Origin of the sequence: Rhodococcus indonesiensis (assembly GCF_047782815.1) — a bacterium.
Classification (GTDB): Bacteria; Actinomycetota; Actinomycetes; order Mycobacteriales; family Mycobacteriaceae; genus Rhodococcus; species Rhodococcus indonesiensis.
The window spans coordinates 5,239,915-5,256,915 of record NZ_CP180630.1 but is presented as its reverse complement, the minus strand read 5'-3'; the positions used below and the strand labels follow the sequence as shown (position 1 = coordinate 5,256,915).

The following is a 17,001-nucleotide window of genomic DNA, read 5'->3' as shown; positions in this document are numbered from 1 at the left end:
CACAGTAGGGCGAAGACGGCTCTGTCGTCAAGAAGTGAACGAACAAATCCTTCTCGATGATCTTCTATGTTCGAATGTGAACTTAAATAGCGACCTGGAGCGAGAAGAAATCGTCGGAGTCGATCATCAGTGCGGGTTGGCCGCCCGCAGGCCCAGGGCGACCGCCCCGAGCACCTGGGCGCGGGCCCCGAGGGCCGCGGTGCGCACCTGCACGGTGCGCGCGGCGCTGGGCACCGCATACCGCTCGATCGCGCGGCGCAGCGGCTCGAGCAGCAACTCTCCCGCCAGGGCGAGTTCGCCGCCGATCAGGATCAGCTGCGGATTGAGCAGGTTGCACAGGCCCGCCGCCGCGACCCCGACGTGACGGCCGGTGTCCGCGAGCACCCGGGCGCACCCGGCGTCGCCGGCCTCGGCGAGTGCCACCACGTCCGCGATCGTCAGGCCGGGTCCCCGGCTCGGCTCGAGCAGCCCGATCACCACATGCGAGGCCACCATCGTCTCGAGGCAGCCGCGGTTGCCGCACCGGCACACCTGGCCGAACTCGTCGAGGGACGTGTGGCCGATCTCCCCGGCCGTGCCGGCGCGGCCACGGTAGAGCCGCCCGTCCAGGACCAGTCCGGCGCCGACGCCGTCGGACAGCTTGATGTAGGCCAGGTCGTCCATGCCGCGCCCGGCGCCCCAGATGTGTTCGGCCAGTGCGCCGAGGTTGGCGTCGTTGTCGACATGGACGGGAAGCGCGAGCCGGTCGGCGGCCAGGGCGGCCGGGTCGACGCCGACCCAGCCCGGCAGGATGGACGGCCCGCCGATACGGTGCGTGGCGGACTCGACCGGTGCGGGCAGTCCCATGCCGACGGCCGCCACAGCGTCGCGGCCACACCCGAGTTCGACGAGAGCGTCGTCGAGAAGTGCTCCGGCTCTTTCTATTCCGTCCTCGGCGCGGTGCCCGGTCGCCAGCTCGACCCGCTTCTCGGCGAGGATCTCGTGCGACAGGTCGGCGACGGCGACGGTGAGATGCCGGTGCCCGAAGTCGATTCCGACGGCCAGGCCCGCCGACCGGGTGAGCTTGACGGCCCGTCCCCGCTGGCCCGGACGCTCCGCCGCGGCCACCTCCACCAGCCCGCCGGTGGTCAGTTCCCGAACCAGATTCGACACCGTCGCCGGGGCCAGACCGGTGCGCCGGGCGATCTCCGCCTGGGTGAGCTCCCCGCCCGACTGCAGAACCCGAACCACCCGTTGCTGATTGGCCGAACGCAGCGACGACTGCGAGCCGGGATGTTCGGTGTCCTCACGCATCCGCTCAGGGTACCGGCCCGCGACCGTCCGTTCGCTCCGGACGGCCGGGACCATCCGCGACCTGCGCGGTCGTCCGCACGCGTCGCGACGGTCGCGTACGACGATCGAGCCTGCGGATGCGGCGACGTCGAGGACTCGCCCCCGCCGCATCCGAGCGAGGCGGAGGCGAGCCCGGTCCGCCTACGCCTCGGCCTGGCGCAGTCTCGCGGTCACCTGCGCGAGGCGGGTGATCCGGGCCCAGTCCCGGGTCTGCACCGCATCGGCGGGGGTGAGCCACGAGCCCCCCACACAACCCACATTGGGCAGTGCGAGGTAGTCGGGGGCCGTCGCGACCGAGATTCCGCCGGTGGGGCAGAACCGGGCCGCAGGCACGGGGGAATGGACGGACGCGAGGAACCGGGTGCCGCCCGCGGCCTCCGCGGGGAAGAACTTCATCTCGCGGTAGCCGCGTTCGAGGAGCACCAGCACCTCCGAGACGGTCGCCGCTCCCGGCAGGTGCGGCAGTCCGGTGTCGGTCATGGCTTTCAGCAGCGATTCCGTCGCGCCCGGTGACACCAGGAAGCGCGCACCGGCCGCCGCTGCCTGCGCGGCCTGTCCGGGTTCGACGATCGTGCCGGCACCGACGGTGATGTCGGGGACCTCGGCGGCGATCCGCTCGATCGCCTCGAGGGCGCACGGGGTGCGCAGGGTCAGCTCGATCATCGGCACGCCACCGTCGGCGAGGGCACGGGCGATCGGGACTGCGTCCGCGGCATCGTCGATCACGACGACGGGCACGACAGGGGTCACGTCCAGCAGGCTCATCGGGGACTCCTTCACACGAATTCGGGTCGAAAGACGCTGGCGCCGTGGGTGGCCGGGCCCACGGTCGCCCGCAGGCCCGCGAACAGCTCCCGGCCCGTGCCGGTCCAGGCGTCGTCGGTGGGGGCGTGGCCGGTCGCCACGCGATCGGCGAGTGTGGCGTCGGACAGGTGCACGCGCAGCGAGCCGGCGACGGCGTCGACGGTGATCAGGTCGTCGTCGCGGACGCGGGCGAGCGGACCCCCGGCCGCGGCCTCGGGCGTGACGTGGATGGCGGCGGGCACCTTGCCGGACGCACCCGACATCCGGCCGTCGGTCACCAGCGCGACCCGGCGCCCGCGGTCCTGCAGCACCCCCAGCGCGGGGGTGAGCTTGTGCAACTCGGGCATCCCGTTCGCGCGCGGGCCCTGGTAGCGCAGCACGGCCACGACGTCGCGGTCGAGTTCGCCGGCTTCGAACGCCGTGAGGAAGTCCGCCTGGTCGTCGAACACCCGGGCCGGGGCGGTGACGACGTGGTGCTCGGGGGCGACCGCGGACACCTTGAGCACGGCCTCGCCGAGGTTGCCGTCGAGCACCTTGAGCCCGCCGTCGACGGCGAACGGCCCCGCGACGTCGCGCAGCACGGTGCGGTCCAGGCTCGCGGACGGCCCGGCCGCCCACCGCAGCTTTCCGTCCCGCAGCCGCGGCTCCTGCGTGTACCGGTGCAGACCGGGCCCGGCGACGGTGGTGACGTCGTCGTGCAGCAGGCCTGCCGAGAGCAGCTCCGAGACCACGACACCGAGCCCGCCGGCGGCGTGGAAGTGGTTCACGTCGGCCGCACCGTTGGGGTAGATCCGGGCGAGCAGCGGCACGACGGCCGACAGGTCCGCCAGGTCGCGCCACGTGAGAGTGATGCCGGCGGCCCGGGCGATCGCTACCAGGTGCATCGTGTGGTTGGTGGACCCGCCGGTCGCGAGGAGTGCGACGCAGCCGTTGACGACGGCCCGCTCGTCGACGACCTCACCGACCGGGGTGAAGTCGGAGCCGAGGGCGGTCAGGCCGGTGACGCGGCGCGCGGCCTCGGCGGTGAGCGCGTCCCGCAGTTCGGTGCCGGGGTTGACGAAGCTCGCGCCCGGCAGGTGCAGGCCCATCACCTCCATCAGCAGCTGATTGGAGTTGGCGGTGCCGAAGAACGTGCAGGTGCCGGCGCCGTGGTAGGACGCGGCCTCGGCCTCGAGCAGGTCTTCACGTCCGGCGCGGCCCTCCGCGTAGAGTTGCCGCACCCGGGCCTTCTCGCCGTTGGGCAGCCCCGACGTCATCGGCCCGGCCGGGACGAACACCGTAGGCAGGTGCCCGAAGCCGAGCGCGCCGATCAGCATGCCGGGGACGATCTTGTCGCAGACGCCGAGCATGAGGGCGCCGTCGAACATGTCGTGCGACAACGCGATTGCGGTGGACATCGCGATGACGTCGCGGCTGAACAGCGACAGCTGCATGCCGTCGCGGCCCTGGGTGATGCCGTCGCACATGGCCGGGACGCCACCGGCGAACTGCGCGATGCCCCCGGCCTCGAGGACCGCGGCCTTCAGCCGTGCCGGGTAGTCCTCGAAAGGCCGGTGCGCGGAGAGCATGTCGTTGTAGGAGGAGACGATCGCGATGTTCGGCTTCACCAGCCCGCGCAGCGCGGACTTGTCGGCAGGTTCGGCGGCGGCGAATCCGTGGGCCAGGTTGGCGCACGCGAGACGTCCGCGGGCCGGCCCCTTGTCGGCGGCGGCGCGCAGCCGCTCGAGGTAGGCGGCGCGCTCGGCCCGGCTGCGCCGGACGATGCGGTCGGTGACCCGGTCCAGAACGGGATGGCTCATACGGAAGTTCCTTCGTACCAGGCGCGTCCGTCGCGCTCGATGAGGGTGGTCGCGTCGGTGGGGCCGGACGTCCCCGCCGGGTAGCGGCGCGGCATCCGGCCGGTGCGGTCCCAGGTCTGCAGGATCGGTTCGACCCACGCCCATGCGGTCTCGACCTCGTCGCGCCGCATGAACAGGGTCGGGTCGCCCCGCACCACGTCCATCAGCAGCCGCTCGTACGCGTCGGGGGAGGGCCGGTCGAACGCGTCGACGTAGTTCAGATCCAGGGACACCGGGCGCAGGCGGATCCCGCCGGGTCCGGGTTCCTTGGCGGTCATGTGCAGGCAGATGCCCTCGTCGGGCTGCAGCCGGATCACCAGGCGATTGGGTTCGGTGGCGCCTTCGGCGCGGGGGAACATCGGGTGCGGAACGTCCTTGAACTGCACCACGATCTCGGAGCTGCGCTTCTCGAGGCGCTTACCGGTGCGAAGGTAGAACGGCACGCCGGCCCAGCGCCAGTTGCGCACCTCCGCGCGCACCGCGACGAAGGTCTCGGTGCGGCTGTCCGGGTTCTCCACCTCGTCGCGATACCCGGGCACGGCACCGCCGTCGACGAGTCCCGGGCCGTACTGGCCGGTCACCGTGAATCTTTCGACGTCGTCGGCCGTCATCGGCCGCAGTGCCTGCAGCACCTTCAGTTTCTCGTCGCGCACCGTTTCGCGGTCGACGATCGTCGGCGGTTCCATCGCCACCAGGCACAACACCTGCAGCAGGTGGTTCTGCAGCATGTCGCGCAGCGCGCCGGAGGTGTCGTAGTAGCCGCCGCGGGTGCCCACGCCGAGGGATTCGGAGACGGTGATCTGGACGTGGTCGATCCACGTCGAGTTCCACAGCGGCTCGAGCAGGGTGTTGGCGAACCGGGTGACCAGCAGGTTCTGGACGCTCTCCTTGCCGAGGTAGTGGTCGATGCGGAAGATCTGCGACTCGTCGAACACCTCGCCGACCGCGTCGTTGATCGCGCGGGCGGAGGCGAGGTCGCGGCCGATGGGCTTCTCGAGCACCACCCGCGAGGTCGGTTCGACGAGTCCGTGCCGGGCGAGGTGATGGGAGATCGGCCCGAACAGCGAAGGAGCACAGGCGAGGTAGAACACGCGCACGGAGTCCGGGGTCAGGACGTCGTGCAGGGCGGACCAGTCGTCCCCGCCTGCGAAGTCGAGGCTCACGTAGTCGAGGCGGTCCAGGAACCGGGTGAGAGTGCCGACGTCCAGCAGGGGAGCGGGCACGAAGCGCGCGAGCTCGCCGCGAATCTTGTCGCGGTAGCCGTCGGTGTCGAGGCCGGCGCGTGCGGCGCCGACGATCCGGCTGCCGGGTGGCAGCTGGCCGTCCCGATCGCGCAGGTAGAGGGCGGGCAGGAGCTTACGGACGGCGAGATCGCCGGTGCCGCCGAAGACGACGACGGTACAGGGGGCGGCGGGTGACATGGCTTGTCCTCCCGAATGAGGGGGTGAGGGCTGTCACTCGCAACCGTAGAGCATCTTCCGCACTGAAACAACAAACTTACGCATTTCTAAGAACAAAGTTCGCCGGGGTGCGGCGTCCTGCCGCGGCGCCAGGCGCTCTCGAGTGCGTTTCCTTGGTTCAATGGCGATATGAGCCGATCCTCCAGCGCGCCCGCCACAGCGGGCGAGGTTTTCGCCCTCGTCCGTGCCGGCGCCGCGACCACCCGAAGCGAGATCGGGCACCACACCGGGCTCTCCCGCACCGCCGTCGCGGCCCGGGTCGCGGCGCTCCAGGACCTCGGCCTCGTCGTCGAAACGGAGGAGGGGCCCTCGACCGGGGGGCGCCCGCCCCTCACCCTCACCTTCGGGGCGGGGGCGGGCATCGTGCTCGTCGTCGCGATCGGCCGCAGCCGCACCCAGCTCGCCGTCTGCGATCTCGCCGGGGAACTGCTCCGCACCGAGGACCTCGAGCAGGAGATCGGGGCGAGCCCGGGTGAGCTGATGCCGAAGGTGGCCGCGCACCTCGCCGACCTGCGTGACGCGCTCGGTCCCGGCGCCCCCCGCACCGTCGGTATCGGGGTGAGCCTGCCGGGCACCGTGGACACGGTCCGCGGCTGCAGCCTGGATTCGCCGATGATGGCCGGCTGGGACGGTGTCGAGTTGCAGCCGTTCCTGGCGGACCTCGGCGACGCACCGGTGTTCGTCGACAACGACGCGAACGTCATGGTTCTCGCCGAAAGGCTGGGCGAGCGAAGGCAGTTCGACGATATGCTCCTCATCAAGGCATCCACGGGCCTCGGGGCGGGCATCGTGTCGGGCGGGGTGCTGCAGCGCGGCGCGGTGGGCGCGGCCGGCGAGATCGGGCACACCAAGACCGCTGCGGCGCAGGGCGTCCTGTGCCGCTGCGGCGACGTCGGCTGCGTCGAGGCGATCGCCGGGGGCTGGGCGCTGGTCCGTGACCTGCAGGAGCAGGGCCGGGACGTGACCCACATCCGCGACGTCGTGGCCCTCGCCGTCGGCGGAGATGCGGAGGCGCGCCGCATGATTCGCGACAGCGGCCGGCGGATCGGCGAGGTCATCGCCGGCGCCGTCAACCTCCTCGACCCGGCGGTGCTCGTCGTCGGCGGCGACATGGCCGAGGCCTACGACGTGTTTGTCGCCGGACTGCGCGAGACCCTCTATCGCGATGCGGTGTCCGTCGCCACCCGTGCCCTGCAGATCCTGCCGTGGTCGCACGGCGATCGCTCCGGGATGATCGGCTGCGCCTCCATGGCGCTGGACCAGGTACTCAGCGTGCGCGCCGTGGACCGGATGGTGGCCGAGCGGGGCCGGTGACCCGGTTACTCCGCCGGCTGGCGGCGGATGAAGTCGGCCATACCCGGGACGGTGAAGGCGATGCGACCGTGCTCCGGCGCCCAGATCAGGCCCTTGCGGATGGCCGAGTTGCGGACGTCGCTGACACCGGTGGCCGTCGAGCCCATCAGCTGGGCGACCTTTCCGGACCGGGGTGCCTCCTCGCCGGCCGCGGCGAGTGCGGTGAGATACCGGCGCTCACGGTCGGTGGCCCGGTTCCAGCGCGACGGGAAGAATCCCTCGTCGAGGTGACGGCGGCCCACCTCGACGGCGAGCTCGGCATCCTCGAGCTGGAAGGGGCTGTGCGGAGCGATGTTCCAGATTGCCTTCCCGAACTCCTGGAGGAAGTAAGGATAGCCTCCGCTGGCCTGGACGAGCACGGCGAGGGCGTCGTCGGTGAAGTCCCCGCCCTGGCGGTGCACCGGGATCCGCAGGGCGTCGGCGGCGGCGACCGGCGAGAGGGGGCCGATGGTGCTGTAGAGGAACTGACGCTCCGCGTACGAGCGGTTGCCGGCCAGGACCGCGGGAAGATTGGGCAGTCCGGCGCCGACGAGGAAGAACGGCCATTCCCGCTGGCTCGCCCGGTGCTGGACGGCGAGCAACGCCGACAGCAGGTCGGAGTCGAGGTCCTGCATCTCGTCGACGAACAATCCGAAGGCACTGGATCTCGGCCGGAGTTCGGCGGTGATCGCCTCGACGAGTTCCTCGAGGTCGAGGTCGATGTCCCCGGTCGCCGCCGGACGCTGGTCGAGGGAGAAGCTCGCGGTGGCCGGTCCGAGGCCGAGACCGAGCGAGAAACCCCGGGCGAGGTCGATGAGCGGGTCGATCGCATGCTGGATCCGGTGCTTGCGGCTGTAACGGCGCAGTCCGACGGTCAGCTCCTGGGAGAGCTTGGCGCGGACCGCGCTGGTGCCGGCCTCGCTGGGTCGCGCCTCGAGGGCGATCGTCAGCCACCCCTGCCGGTCGGCGTGCTCGACGAGAGCGTTGAGCAGGGTCGTCTTCCCGACCCCCCGCAGACCCGACAGAATAAGTCCGCGGTCGTAGATCTGCCGCTTGCTGCGGGCGACGAGGAGTTCGAACGCCCCGATCTGCTCGTCACGCCCCTCGAGCGCCGGCGGCCGCAGGCCGGAGCCGGGCTTGAACGGATTGAGCTCGAGGTCCACGAGCCGAGTATAGAGACTTATGGCGACTTATCTGAAGATTTCCATAGTCGACCATAACTACCGATAGATTCGTCGGCCGCGCTTCTCCGCCGTCCGATTCACAGCCCGGCGATCCCGTTGCCGATCAGGATCAGGCCGAGGATCAGAAGTACTGCCGCCATGATCACCGTGTGGTGGCGGGTCATCCACTCGTCGGTGACCGCGAGCGCCCGGTCGGCACGGTCGGCGAACACGCCGCGCACCACGGGCGGGGCAGCCACCCCCAGACTGGCTACGACCGCGAAGACGATCAGCGCCACGATCTGTTCGTGCACGCGCGCAGTCGCGTCCGCGATGACCACTGCGCCGGCTGCGACCAGGGCGAGGTTCTTCGGATTCGCCGCTGCAAGCAGAAATCCGAGAGCCAGTGCCCGTCGAGCGGTCATGGTCTGCGCGGCCGCCATCCATCCGGGCACGGTGGATTCCTCGCCCGGCTGCGGCCGCGAGTACCACTTCCGGACGGCCAGGAGGACCAGCACGACTCCCAGCACGAGTTTCGCAGCAGCGGCCCACCAGGTGGGCTCGTCGGACAGCATGATCACATCCGCCACCGCGATGACCACGGCGCCTACCACGAGCAGACCCGCGAACCAGCCGCCGACGAAGGCGTAGGAGACGCGCAGCGGCCGCTTGGTGACCAAGAGCACCGACAGCATCACCATCGGCATCGCCGCCAGCAGCAGGCCGACCGCAATCGGCAGGGACTGCCCGATCGCACCTGCCATGAGCCACCCCTCGGATCGCCGATCATCGATCTCCGACGAAGAGTAGTCCGGTACGCCCCGGTCGGGGCGTCGGAGACACCGGTCACCGGGGTGTCGATGTCACTGCGGTACCGGAGATCCGCCGCCGAGCCCGCAGGGGACCGTTTCGTCCTGTGTCAGCACGTCGAACACTCGGCTCTTCGCATTGTCGCGGGTGGTGACGACGACCTGGTCCCACGGGCTCCCGGCCGTGGCGTCGTCCTCGTCGGTGAGGTGCGATCGCAGAACGGTCCATCGATGCCAGTGCCGCGCGAACGACGACTCGTTCACAACGCGCCCGCGAGCGTGCTGCCCGGCTTGCGCGACATCGCGGGGTACGTCGAGGAAGACGAGCACCGGCGTCCAGCCTCGCCGCCGCGCCAGGCGAGCCGTCCAGTCGCGTCGGCGGCTGCGTGTGGCGGTGTCGTGAACGGCCACAGGCCCTTCGCTCCGGTGCGGTCCGGCCAGCAGAGTGCGCACCACGTCGAGGGTGTGCATGAGATGGACGAGTGGCCGATACCGGCGATACGGCAGGTCCGGCGGAAGCGCGGCGGCGAGGCCTTCGGCACGGCGTTCGGGATCGAGAACGGTCAGACCCGGGATGTCGTGCTCGATCCGGCGAAGCAGGGTGCTCTTACCCGCTCCGGGAATGCCACCGACCATCAGGAAGACGGCACCGGTGTCGCGCCCGGACGGATGTGCCAGGCGGGAGACCGTCGGAGCTGAAGCGGCTATGACGATTCCTTTCCCCGCGAACAGGTTCGCGATCGATTCTGCCGTCTCCAGAATGCCGGCACGGACTGGGCCGTCGCTGAGACCTTCCTGAGGTCCGGCTGTGAAACCGGGCCGCACCGCGCGGCCCGCCTCTCATGCCTCGGCCGGTCCCCACTCACGCAGCTCAGCAGTCACGCAGCTCAGCAGTCACGCAGCTCAACTGTCACGCAGCTCCGCGAGCGCAGCGGTGCGCTGCTCGATCCAGGACCGCATCGAGTCTGCACTCGATCGCAGGGAATCGGCCGGGAGCCCGTCGCTCACCGGAACGGTCGCGACCAGGGTGTCGAGTATCTCGAGAGCGCGTCCGCTGCCGTACATCTGGTCGTACAGTTCCCGGTAGGCGTCCTCGTAGACGCCGGTGAAGGCATCGGATCCGAGAAACCGTGTCTTCAGCGCATTGCCGGACTGCATCCGGCCATCTCCCGGGGGCGCGGCTGCGTCCGAGGGCATCGCGCGCGGCTGAGCCACCGCGCCGACGCCGGCGGGTGGGGTACCGCGGCCGTCCTGCCCGGCGCCGCCCCTCGCTCCGGGGCCCATCGAGACGGTGTCGTGCGGGCCGGTCGTGGCATCACCTTGCATGGCCAGGTTCAGGTCCCACGACACGACGGAGAGCCTGCCCGTCCCGAGGTCGTACCAGAGGTAGTAGTTCTGGCCCGGCCCGCTCATGTCGTCGCCGTTGACGAGCAGATTCTGTGTGGCGACGTACCGCGCGAACGAGTCCACGTCCACCCACTCCGACAGGTGTGCATCGAACTCCTCGTCGCCCGCCGAATCCAGCCATTCCAGGAAGCGGACGATCGGCTGCAGGTTCCCCGTCCCGACCGCGTTGATCTGCTCGAACTGGTCGGCGTAGTCCGACTGGTCGTCGCCGACATACTCGAACCGCGACGACGCATCCGCCTTGTACAGATAGCCGTCGGAGTCGAACAGGGAGTTCGCATAGGTGTCGTCGGGATGTTCGAGCAGCAGGCGCGTGGTGGTGGCGCTGCCGTTGACCGAATAGACCGTGTACGCGTAACGCTGTGTCGGCTGCTCGGTCTCCGCGGTCAGCGACAGGGCCATCGCCTCGTTGAGCACGGGCGAACCGGGGCGCACCGAGATCTCGGTCATGCCCTGGTAGGCGCGGCCGTCGGCGTTCTCGTCGAAGCTGACGAGCAGCGGCAGCGACGTCGGATCGTCCGCGGTCGCCTGCGACATGCCGCCCGTGGCCGGCGGCTCGAATCCTTCGGGCAGCTCCAGCCCCGCCGGTGGTGCGACGCCCTGACCGCCGACGCGAGTATCGGTGCCGCGCAATCCCATCAGGGTGGAGTTGCCCTTCAATCGTACCGAGACGTCGGTGATCAGCGTGCCGTCGAGGGTGACGTCGGCGGTGACCCACTTCTTCTCGCCGGTGCTCTGGAAAGCGGTGATCATCTCGTCGTACTCCGCGTCGGTGATCTCGACCGAGAGTTCGTGCGGAACAGAGGCGTCGAACAGGTCCACCGTGCCGGTGATGTTGTCGGTGATCTCCGAGGCGATGATCGTCGGGTCGCCGGTGAGGTACGGCCGGATGCGGGTCGCCCCGAACACGGTCGCCAGGATCGTCACGAACGCGACGAACACCGCCAGAAGTTTCCAGTGCTGTCGTAACGACACCGGGATCCGGTGCCGGAGCCGTCGTCGCGGTGGCGGCTGTCCGCCGGTCGGCGTCCCGCCCATCAGATGTCCGTCTGGTCGTAGCCGGTCAGGACCGTCACCCGCTGACCGGTGTTGACCGCGCTCAGGGCCGAGATCAGGTCGTTCGGCTTCGCGTCCTTCTTCAGCTGCGCGGTGTAGTACAACTCGGTCAGCGCCCCGGAGCGGACGGATTCGGTGGAGACCAGCTCGAACTCGGTGCAGTACCGGACGAGCACGTCTTCGACCATCGCGCTGTACTGCTGCTCCGGCGGTACCTGCACCTTGACGACCTGGCGCCGGACGTCGAGCTCGAACCAGTTGAACTTGCTCATGATCAGCAGCACCAGGCAGATCGCGATCGTCGCGGCGATCGCCAGCAGGTAGAAGCGGGTGCCGGTGGTCATGCCGACGGCCATCACCAGGAAGATGAAGCCCACATCGCGAGTTTCCTTGATGGCGTTGCGGAACCGAACCACCGACAGGGCGCCGACGAGTGCGAACGCGCGGGCGATGTTGGAGCCGACGACCAGCATGATCAGCGCGATCACCATGCCGACCAGTACCAGGGTCTGCACGTAGGACTGGCTGTAGGAGACGTTCTTGTGGGTGTGCCGGTAGACCCAGCCGATGATCGAGGCGAGGACGAACGACAGTGACAGCGACACGATGATGTCGAACGTGGTGAACGTCCCGCTGAGGTCTTGCAGGTCGAAATTCATGAGAGTCCTGGTTCGGTGTAGGGACGGGAACAGGGCGGCAGGTCAGGGCACCGTCGTCGTGGTCTCGAGGAGGCCGGTCGGCACACGGCCGTCGAAGCCTTGCGGCAGAACGAGTCCGGGAGCGCCGAACCGGGAACGGGGCGCGAGACCGAACGCCTCGACGGACTGGCAGTACTTCGAGACGCGGACGACCGACATGTCCATGCGGGCAGTGAGATCGGTCGCCCAGTACGGAACGCGCTCGTTGGCCTTGAGTTCGACGATCGCGAGTTTCGGCGGCACGACGAACCGGTTCTGCGCTCCCGACGCGAAGCCGAAATCGCGGTCGCGGCCGTGCACCTTGTGGTCGATCGTCACTCGGAGGCCGAGGTCGGCCTCGCGGCCGACGAACGCCTCCCGCAGATATCCCGTGGTCACGATCGGTCGCAGGTCGAGGTTGCCGATCAACGTCGTCACCTCGTGGACGAACGGACGCTGCGGGGGATCACAGCCGATCTCCTGCCGTCCGTCGAGCCAGCGCTGCGCCGTCCCGTACGGCATCGCGATGCGCCGCTTCTGGGTGACCCGGTTGACGCGCTGCTTGACCTCGATGTGCACCGGCGTGTCGTCGGTGCATTCGGAAGGGTTGCCGTACAGACGCATCCGCAGTTTTCGCCGGAATCTCAGGCCCTCGATCTTCTCCCAGTAGAACCGCAGGTCCGGCGTGTCGTAGTAGAGCGAGGTGACTGGGTACCCGCCGTGGGGTGAATACGGATCGGTGTCCATCCGTGCCGCGAGTTCCCGGCGCAGGTCGGGAACCTTCAGTTCGTCGACGAAGTACTTGATCTCGTAGCGGTTGAAGGCATGCAGGCTACCGGCGGTCTGCCGGTAGCCCGTCGGTGCGGTGGGAACGGCGTCGGTCGGGGGCATGTCCTGCGGGGTGGACGTGCGGAATCGGTCGAACACTGTCATGGAACCCGGCCTCTCGTCGGCGAACTGCGCTGCGGGGAACGCGATGCGAACGGGACCAGTACAGCCGGTGACGCTCGAGGGATCTTGGGACGTTCCTGGCAGTCTGCTGGCAACGTGTCGGGATCGGGACTCGTACCCGCGACACGAATCGACATACGCACCGACGATCGCTGTCGCGTACGGCTGCGAAGTGCGCGGCTGTGCGGCTCCGAAGAAGGCTGTCCCGCGCGTCGTCAGGTTCCGGCGGGCTGGATCCCCAGGATGCGGTGCCACCAGCGTCGACGCGGCGGCTCGGCGGTGTACTCACGCAGCGCTGCGGCCGCCGCCGCAGCCCGCTCGGCCCGTTGCGACCGCAGCTCCGCCCGATCTGTGGCCCACTGCCGGACCACCTCCTCCGGGTCGACTCGGTGGATGGGAACCAGGGGACCGCTCGGTGCGCGCAGGCAGTCCACGATTCGCCGGTTCAGCTCCCGGACGATCTGCCGCACCGCCGTCTCGGTGGGCACGTCGCGCACGGTGTCGCGCAGCCGCTCGACCTCCTTGCGCAGCTGCAGCGGCGGTGGCAACAGGGCCTCGGTCGAGAGTCCTTCCCGGCGCAGGTAGTCCTTGACCCACCACAGCTCGTCGTCGCTGCGGTGCGGAATCGGCTTGCCCGCTCCGCGCAGGTTGTCGAAGTCGCCCCGCTCCTGCGCGACGCGGATCTGGCGTTCGATCCACGACTCGAAGGTGATGTCCGGCCGCTTGCGCTCGGTCATGGAGGCGATTGTCCTCCGCGAGGCGCCGGGTTTCACGCTCGGCGGGTCACCGGGACCGTTGCGGACACGCCGATCGGGTCGGGGACTGAGAGCGTCGAGAGCAGGCGCCAGCGGCCGCACGCGCAGCGCTGGTATCGCACGATGCCTTCGCTCGTCGGGTGGCGGGAGACCTCGGTCCAGTGGTGGCTGTGGGATGTCTGCATGCCACCCAGCGTGATGTAATGACATTATGCATCTCAACCCTTACGGCGAATACGCCGTGCGCCTCGCCGCGGATCTGGTGAACGACCCACCCGCGACCGTCGACGCGCTGGTGCGCCGCTGCCTCGAAGCGGGCCTGGTGATCGACTTTCCCGTCGGTGCCGGCGACCTGCGCGACGTCGAGGCGATGCTCGTGCGCTGGTGTGGCGTCGTCGACGCGACCGGTGACGCCGAGCGTGCCGCGCTCGTCAACGAGATGCTGGCCGCCGCTTCTGCATATCCGCGGATGACGAATCACGCGGGCGACGGCTGGCACCTGCACTACCGGGACGATCAGCAGTCGCTCGCCGGGGTGCTCGAGGCACTGATCTCTGTCGGTACGGCCCTGCACCTGGTGGGCCGGGGCATGCACCGACTCGGCCGCTGCGCCCTCGACGAGTGCGATCACGTCTACGCGGACACCTCCCGGAACGGGCGGCAGCGGTACTGTTCGCCGCGATGCGCGAACCGCGACGCCGTGCGCAGGCACCGCGCCGTGCGCGCCGTCTGAACCGCGCCGTGCGCGCCGTCTGAACCGCGCCGTGCGCGCCGTCTGAACCGCGCCGTGCGCGCCGTCTGAACCGCGCCGTGCGCGCCGGGTGAGCCGGGTTCAGCGCGGCGCGGTGCCGACGACGACGGTCGCGAAGTCGTCGTCGCTGTGTACCACCTGCGGGGTCAGCCCGCTGCGGTCGAAGCATGCGGCGATCCCGTCGGCCTGCTGCTCGCTCGACTCGACCAGCAGATGCCCGCCCGGTGCGAGCCATCGCCCGGCCGCGGCCGCCACCCTGCGCAGCACGTCGAGTCCGTCGGCGCCCCCGTCGAGAGCGATGCGGGCTTCGTGCTCCCGGGCGTCGGCGGGCAGTAGCGCCAGATCCGACGTCGGGACGTACGGCACGTTCGCGAGCAGAAGGTGGACGCGCCCGCGCAGCCCCGCGGGCAGCGGGTCGTAGAGGTCGCCCTCGTACACGTGACCGCCGAGCGCGGCGAGATTGCGGCGCGCGCACTGCACCGCCGCCGGATCGAGATCCGCCGCATGCAGTTCCACCTCGGCGACGGCCGCCGCCACGGCGGCACCGAGCGCTCCGGACCCGCAGCACAGGTCGACGACGACGGCGCCGGGCACGGCGAGCGCGACGGCGCGGTCGACGAGGAACTCGCTGCGCCGGCGCGGGACGAAGACCCCGGGGGCCACGTGGATGCGCAGGCCGCGGAACTCGGTCCAGCCGAGAACGTGTTCGAGCGGTTCGCCGGCCACGCGCCGGCGAACCGAGTCGGCGAGGTCGCCGGGCGTCCGGGCGGCGTCGAACAGCAGCCGGGCCTCGTCCTCCGCGAACACGCACCCCGCGCGTCGCAGGGTGGCGGCGACGGCGGTGAAGTCCGGCGGGGGCGGCATGCGGTGGTGCCCGGCGTCGGGTCTCAGTCGGCGAGATCCTTGTATTCGGGATGCTTGTCGATGAAGCCGTCGACGAACGGGCAGATCGCCACGACGCGCTTCCCGCGGGCGCGGACGTCGTCGAGCGCGAATCGCACGAGCGTGCTCGACAGGCCCCGGCCCGAGTAGGCGTTGTCGACCTCGGTGTGGTCGAACACGAGCTGGACGTCGCCGTCGGAGTGGTACTGGGTGTAGCCGACGACGTTGTCGCCGTCGCGCAGTTCGTAACGCTGTTGCTGCGGATTGTGGACGGCAACGACGGACGGTTCGCTCATGGCATTCCTCCGGCTGTTCAGGTGTTCTCGAGCAGGTGCGTGCGCATCGCGGTGTACGTGTCCCCGAAGCGGGTCACGTCCTGGGGACCGAGCAGGTCGAACACGTAGGAGCGTACGGCCTCGACGTGCCCGGGACTGGCCTGGGCCAGCTTCGTGGCGCCGGCGTCGGTGAGTTCGGCCAGCGTGCCGCGCTTGTCCTCGTCGCATTCGACGCGCCGGACCCAGCCGGCGTCGACGAGGCGGCTGATCGCGCGGGTGACGCCGCTGCGGGTCGTCACGACGGCGTCGGCGAGCGCGCGCATGCGCAGCCGCCGGCCGGGGGCCTCCGAAAGCGCGACCAGCAGTTCGTAGTCGGTGAGGGACATGCCGGAGTCCCGGGTGAGCTGCCGGTCCAGGGCATTCATCAGCAGACGGGTGCTGTCGAGGTAGGCGCGCCAGGTGCGCTGCTCGTCGTCGCTGAGCCACCGGGTCTTCGTCATCAGTCGAGGATAACCGGATGGTTGCTCAGGAAATCAGTTCGGCGTCACTCCTGCGGGGGACGGACCGGGTGCCGGCTGACGATGGAGACCCGGTTGAACGTGTTCATCGCCACGGCCACCCACGCGATCGCGGAGAGCTGGTCCTCGGTGAGGCGGGCGCGGGCGAAGGCGTAGTCCCGGTCCTGGGTACGACTGTCGGGCAGCTCGGTGATCGATTCGGCGAGGGTGAGGGCGGCCTGCTCCTGCTCGTTGAACAGGTCGGTGTCCCGCCAGGCCCGCAACACCGCCAGCCGCTGAGTGGTCTCGCCCTCGCGCAGGGCGTCCCGGACGTGCACGTCCAGGCAGTAGGCGCAGCCGTTGATCTGGGAGACGCGGATGTTCACCAGCTCCACGAGCCGACGCCCGAGTCCGGCGTCGGCCGTGGCCTGGCGTATCGCTTGGGCGACCGCGATCTGCGCCCGGTACACCGGGCGGGTCTGCTTGTCGATCGGGACGCGCTTGTCGCTCACTCCGGCGGTGAGACGTGCACGGAGATGTAGAGGGGTTCGCCGAGCTGCTCGAGCAGGCCCAGCTGGGTCTCCAGGTAGTCGATGTGCTCTTCCTCGTTCGCGAGGATCTCCTCGAAGATGCGGGCCGAGGTGATGTCGTGGACCGAGCGCATGTACTCGGCGCCCTTGCGGAGCCGGTCGCGGGCCTCGATCTCGACCTGCAGGTCGGCCTCGAACATCTCCTTGACCGTCTCACCGAGCCGCAGCGTGCCGAGGCGCTGGTAGTTGGGCAGGCCCTCGAGGAACAGGATCCGGTCGGTGAGGGTTTCGGCGTGCCGCATCTCCTCGAAGGATTCGGCGCGGGTGTGCGCGGCGAGCTTCGTCCAACCGTTGTTGTCCTGCATCTTCGAGTGCAGGAAGTACTGGTTGATCGCCGTGAGCTCGGCGGTGAGCTGCTCGTTGAGGTACTCGATGACCTTCTTGTCGCCCTTCATGGCGCCTCCCGGGGACCGAACGCGGAT

The 17,001-nt window shown here is 69.8% G+C and carries 19 protein-coding genes; 2 read left to right on the top strand and 17 right to left on the bottom strand.

Annotated elements, in window-relative coordinates; all coding sequences use genetic code 11:
* Nucleotides 1–126 precede the first annotated feature (126 nt).
* The 4 genes from ACM26Y_RS24200 to zwf form a co-directional block, all read right to left on the bottom strand.
* The gene (locus tag ACM26Y_RS24200) at nucleotides 127–1,293 is read right to left on the bottom strand and encodes an ROK family transcriptional regulator (protein ID WP_416062165.1); all 1,167 of its coding nucleotides are present in this window, start codon (nucleotides 1,291–1,293) and stop codon (nucleotides 127–129) included.
* Between the two features lie 180 nt (nucleotides 1,294–1,473).
* Nucleotides 1,474–2,097 (bottom strand): bifunctional 4-hydroxy-2-oxoglutarate aldolase/2-dehydro-3-deoxy-phosphogluconate aldolase, encoded by a 624-nt coding sequence (gene eda, locus ACM26Y_RS24195; protein WP_003938706.1) that lies wholly within the window; start codon nucleotides 2,095–2,097, stop codon nucleotides 1,474–1,476.
* Nucleotides 2,098–2,108: 11 nt separating this feature from the next.
* A complete protein-coding gene (edd, locus tag ACM26Y_RS24190) occupies nucleotides 2,109–3,935 on the bottom strand; it encodes a phosphogluconate dehydratase (RefSeq protein WP_003938707.1) in 1,827 nt (608 codons plus the stop codon).
* On the bottom strand, nucleotides 3,932–5,395 hold the full coding sequence (gene zwf / locus ACM26Y_RS24185) for a glucose-6-phosphate dehydrogenase (protein WP_416062164.1): 1,464 nt from the start codon (nucleotides 5,393–5,395) through the stop codon (nucleotides 3,932–3,934). The genes edd and zwf overlap by 4 nt, the downstream gene beginning before the upstream one ends.
* A 168-nt stretch (nucleotides 5,396–5,563) precedes the next feature.
* Here zwf and ACM26Y_RS24180 point away from each other — a divergent pair, with 168 nt between their 5' ends.
* Nucleotides 5,564–6,748 (top strand): ROK family protein, encoded by a 1,185-nt coding sequence (locus ACM26Y_RS24180; RefSeq protein ID WP_017680143.1) that lies wholly within the window; start codon nucleotides 5,564–5,566, stop codon nucleotides 6,746–6,748.
* Nucleotides 6,749–6,753: 5 nt separating this feature from the next.
* On the opposite strand, the gene ACM26Y_RS24175 is transcribed toward ACM26Y_RS24180, so the two are convergent.
* The 8 genes from ACM26Y_RS24175 to ACM26Y_RS24140 all read right to left on the bottom strand — a co-directional run bounded on the left by ACM26Y_RS24175 (nucleotide 6,754) and on the right by ACM26Y_RS24140 (nucleotide 13,769).
* Nucleotides 6,754–7,929 carry an ATP-binding protein gene (locus tag ACM26Y_RS24175; protein WP_416062163.1) on the bottom strand — a complete coding sequence of 392 codons (1,176 nt, stop codon included), beginning with the start codon at nucleotides 7,927–7,929 and terminating at the stop codon, nucleotides 6,754–6,756.
* Between the two features lie 98 nt (nucleotides 7,930–8,027).
* On the bottom strand, nucleotides 8,028–8,693 hold the full coding sequence (locus ACM26Y_RS24170) for a GAP family protein (protein WP_017680141.1): 666 nt from the start codon (nucleotides 8,691–8,693) through the stop codon (nucleotides 8,028–8,030).
* A gap of 99 nt (nucleotides 8,694–8,792) precedes the next feature.
* Nucleotides 8,793–9,374: an AAA family ATPase gene (locus ACM26Y_RS24165; RefSeq protein ID WP_416062162.1), complete on the bottom strand. Its 582-nt coding sequence runs from the start codon at nucleotides 9,372–9,374 to the stop codon at nucleotides 8,793–8,795.
* 267 nt (nucleotides 9,375–9,641) lie between these two features.
* Nucleotides 9,642–11,087: a CotH kinase family protein gene (locus ACM26Y_RS24160; RefSeq protein WP_416062161.1), complete on the bottom strand. Its 1,446-nt coding sequence runs from the start codon at nucleotides 11,085–11,087 to the stop codon at nucleotides 9,642–9,644.
* A 95-nt stretch (nucleotides 11,088–11,182) separates the two neighbouring features.
* Nucleotides 11,183–11,860, bottom strand: coding sequence for a DUF4956 domain-containing protein (locus tag ACM26Y_RS24155; protein ID WP_017680137.1), 678 nt, complete (start codon nucleotides 11,858–11,860; stop codon nucleotides 11,183–11,185).
* 42 nt (nucleotides 11,861–11,902) lie between these two features.
* A complete protein-coding gene (locus ACM26Y_RS24150) occupies nucleotides 11,903–12,811 on the bottom strand; it encodes a polyphosphate polymerase domain-containing protein (RefSeq protein ID WP_416062160.1) in 909 nt (302 codons plus the stop codon).
* 233 nt (nucleotides 12,812–13,044) lie between these two features.
* Nucleotides 13,045–13,566 carry a DUF1992 domain-containing protein gene (locus tag ACM26Y_RS24145; protein WP_416062159.1) on the bottom strand — a complete coding sequence of 174 codons (522 nt, stop codon included), beginning with the start codon at nucleotides 13,564–13,566 and terminating at the stop codon, nucleotides 13,045–13,047.
* A gap of 32 nt (nucleotides 13,567–13,598) precedes the next feature.
* Nucleotides 13,599–13,769, bottom strand: coding sequence for a hypothetical protein (locus ACM26Y_RS24140; protein ID WP_191902546.1), 171 nt, complete (start codon nucleotides 13,767–13,769; stop codon nucleotides 13,599–13,601).
* Nucleotides 13,770–13,795: 26 nt separating this feature from the next.
* Between ACM26Y_RS24140 and ACM26Y_RS24135 the strand changes: the two genes are divergently transcribed.
* On the top strand, nucleotides 13,796–14,317 hold the full coding sequence (locus tag ACM26Y_RS24135; RefSeq protein WP_416062158.1) for a CGNR zinc finger domain-containing protein: 522 nt from the start codon (nucleotides 13,796–13,798) through the stop codon (nucleotides 14,315–14,317).
* Between the two features lie 99 nt (nucleotides 14,318–14,416).
* Here ACM26Y_RS24135 and ACM26Y_RS24130 read toward each other — a convergent pair whose 3' ends face one another.
* The 5 genes from ACM26Y_RS24130 to bfr are packed head-to-tail and all read right to left on the bottom strand — an operon-like array spanning nucleotide 14,417 to nucleotide 16,974.
* On the bottom strand, nucleotides 14,417–15,199 hold the full coding sequence (locus ACM26Y_RS24130) for a putative protein N(5)-glutamine methyltransferase (RefSeq protein WP_416062157.1): 783 nt from the start codon (nucleotides 15,197–15,199) through the stop codon (nucleotides 14,417–14,419).
* Nucleotides 15,200–15,222: 23 nt separating this feature from the next.
* Complete coding sequence (locus tag ACM26Y_RS24125) at nucleotides 15,223–15,513, bottom strand: GNAT family N-acetyltransferase (protein WP_416062156.1); 291 nt, start codon at nucleotides 15,511–15,513, stop codon at nucleotides 15,223–15,225.
* A 17-nt stretch (nucleotides 15,514–15,530) separates the two neighbouring features.
* Complete coding sequence (locus tag ACM26Y_RS24120; RefSeq protein WP_054373541.1) at nucleotides 15,531–15,992, bottom strand: MarR family winged helix-turn-helix transcriptional regulator; 462 nt, start codon at nucleotides 15,990–15,992, stop codon at nucleotides 15,531–15,533.
* A 44-nt stretch (nucleotides 15,993–16,036) separates the two neighbouring features.
* The gene (locus tag ACM26Y_RS24115) at nucleotides 16,037–16,501 is read right to left on the bottom strand and encodes a carboxymuconolactone decarboxylase family protein (protein ID WP_003938722.1); all 465 of its coding nucleotides are present in this window, start codon (nucleotides 16,499–16,501) and stop codon (nucleotides 16,037–16,039) included.
* Nucleotides 16,498–16,974 carry a bacterioferritin gene (bfr, locus tag ACM26Y_RS24110; RefSeq protein WP_003938723.1) on the bottom strand — a complete coding sequence of 159 codons (477 nt, stop codon included), beginning with the start codon at nucleotides 16,972–16,974 and terminating at the stop codon, nucleotides 16,498–16,500. The genes ACM26Y_RS24115 and bfr overlap by 4 nt, the downstream gene beginning before the upstream one ends.
* Between the last annotated feature and the right edge of the window lie 27 nt (nucleotides 16,975–17,001).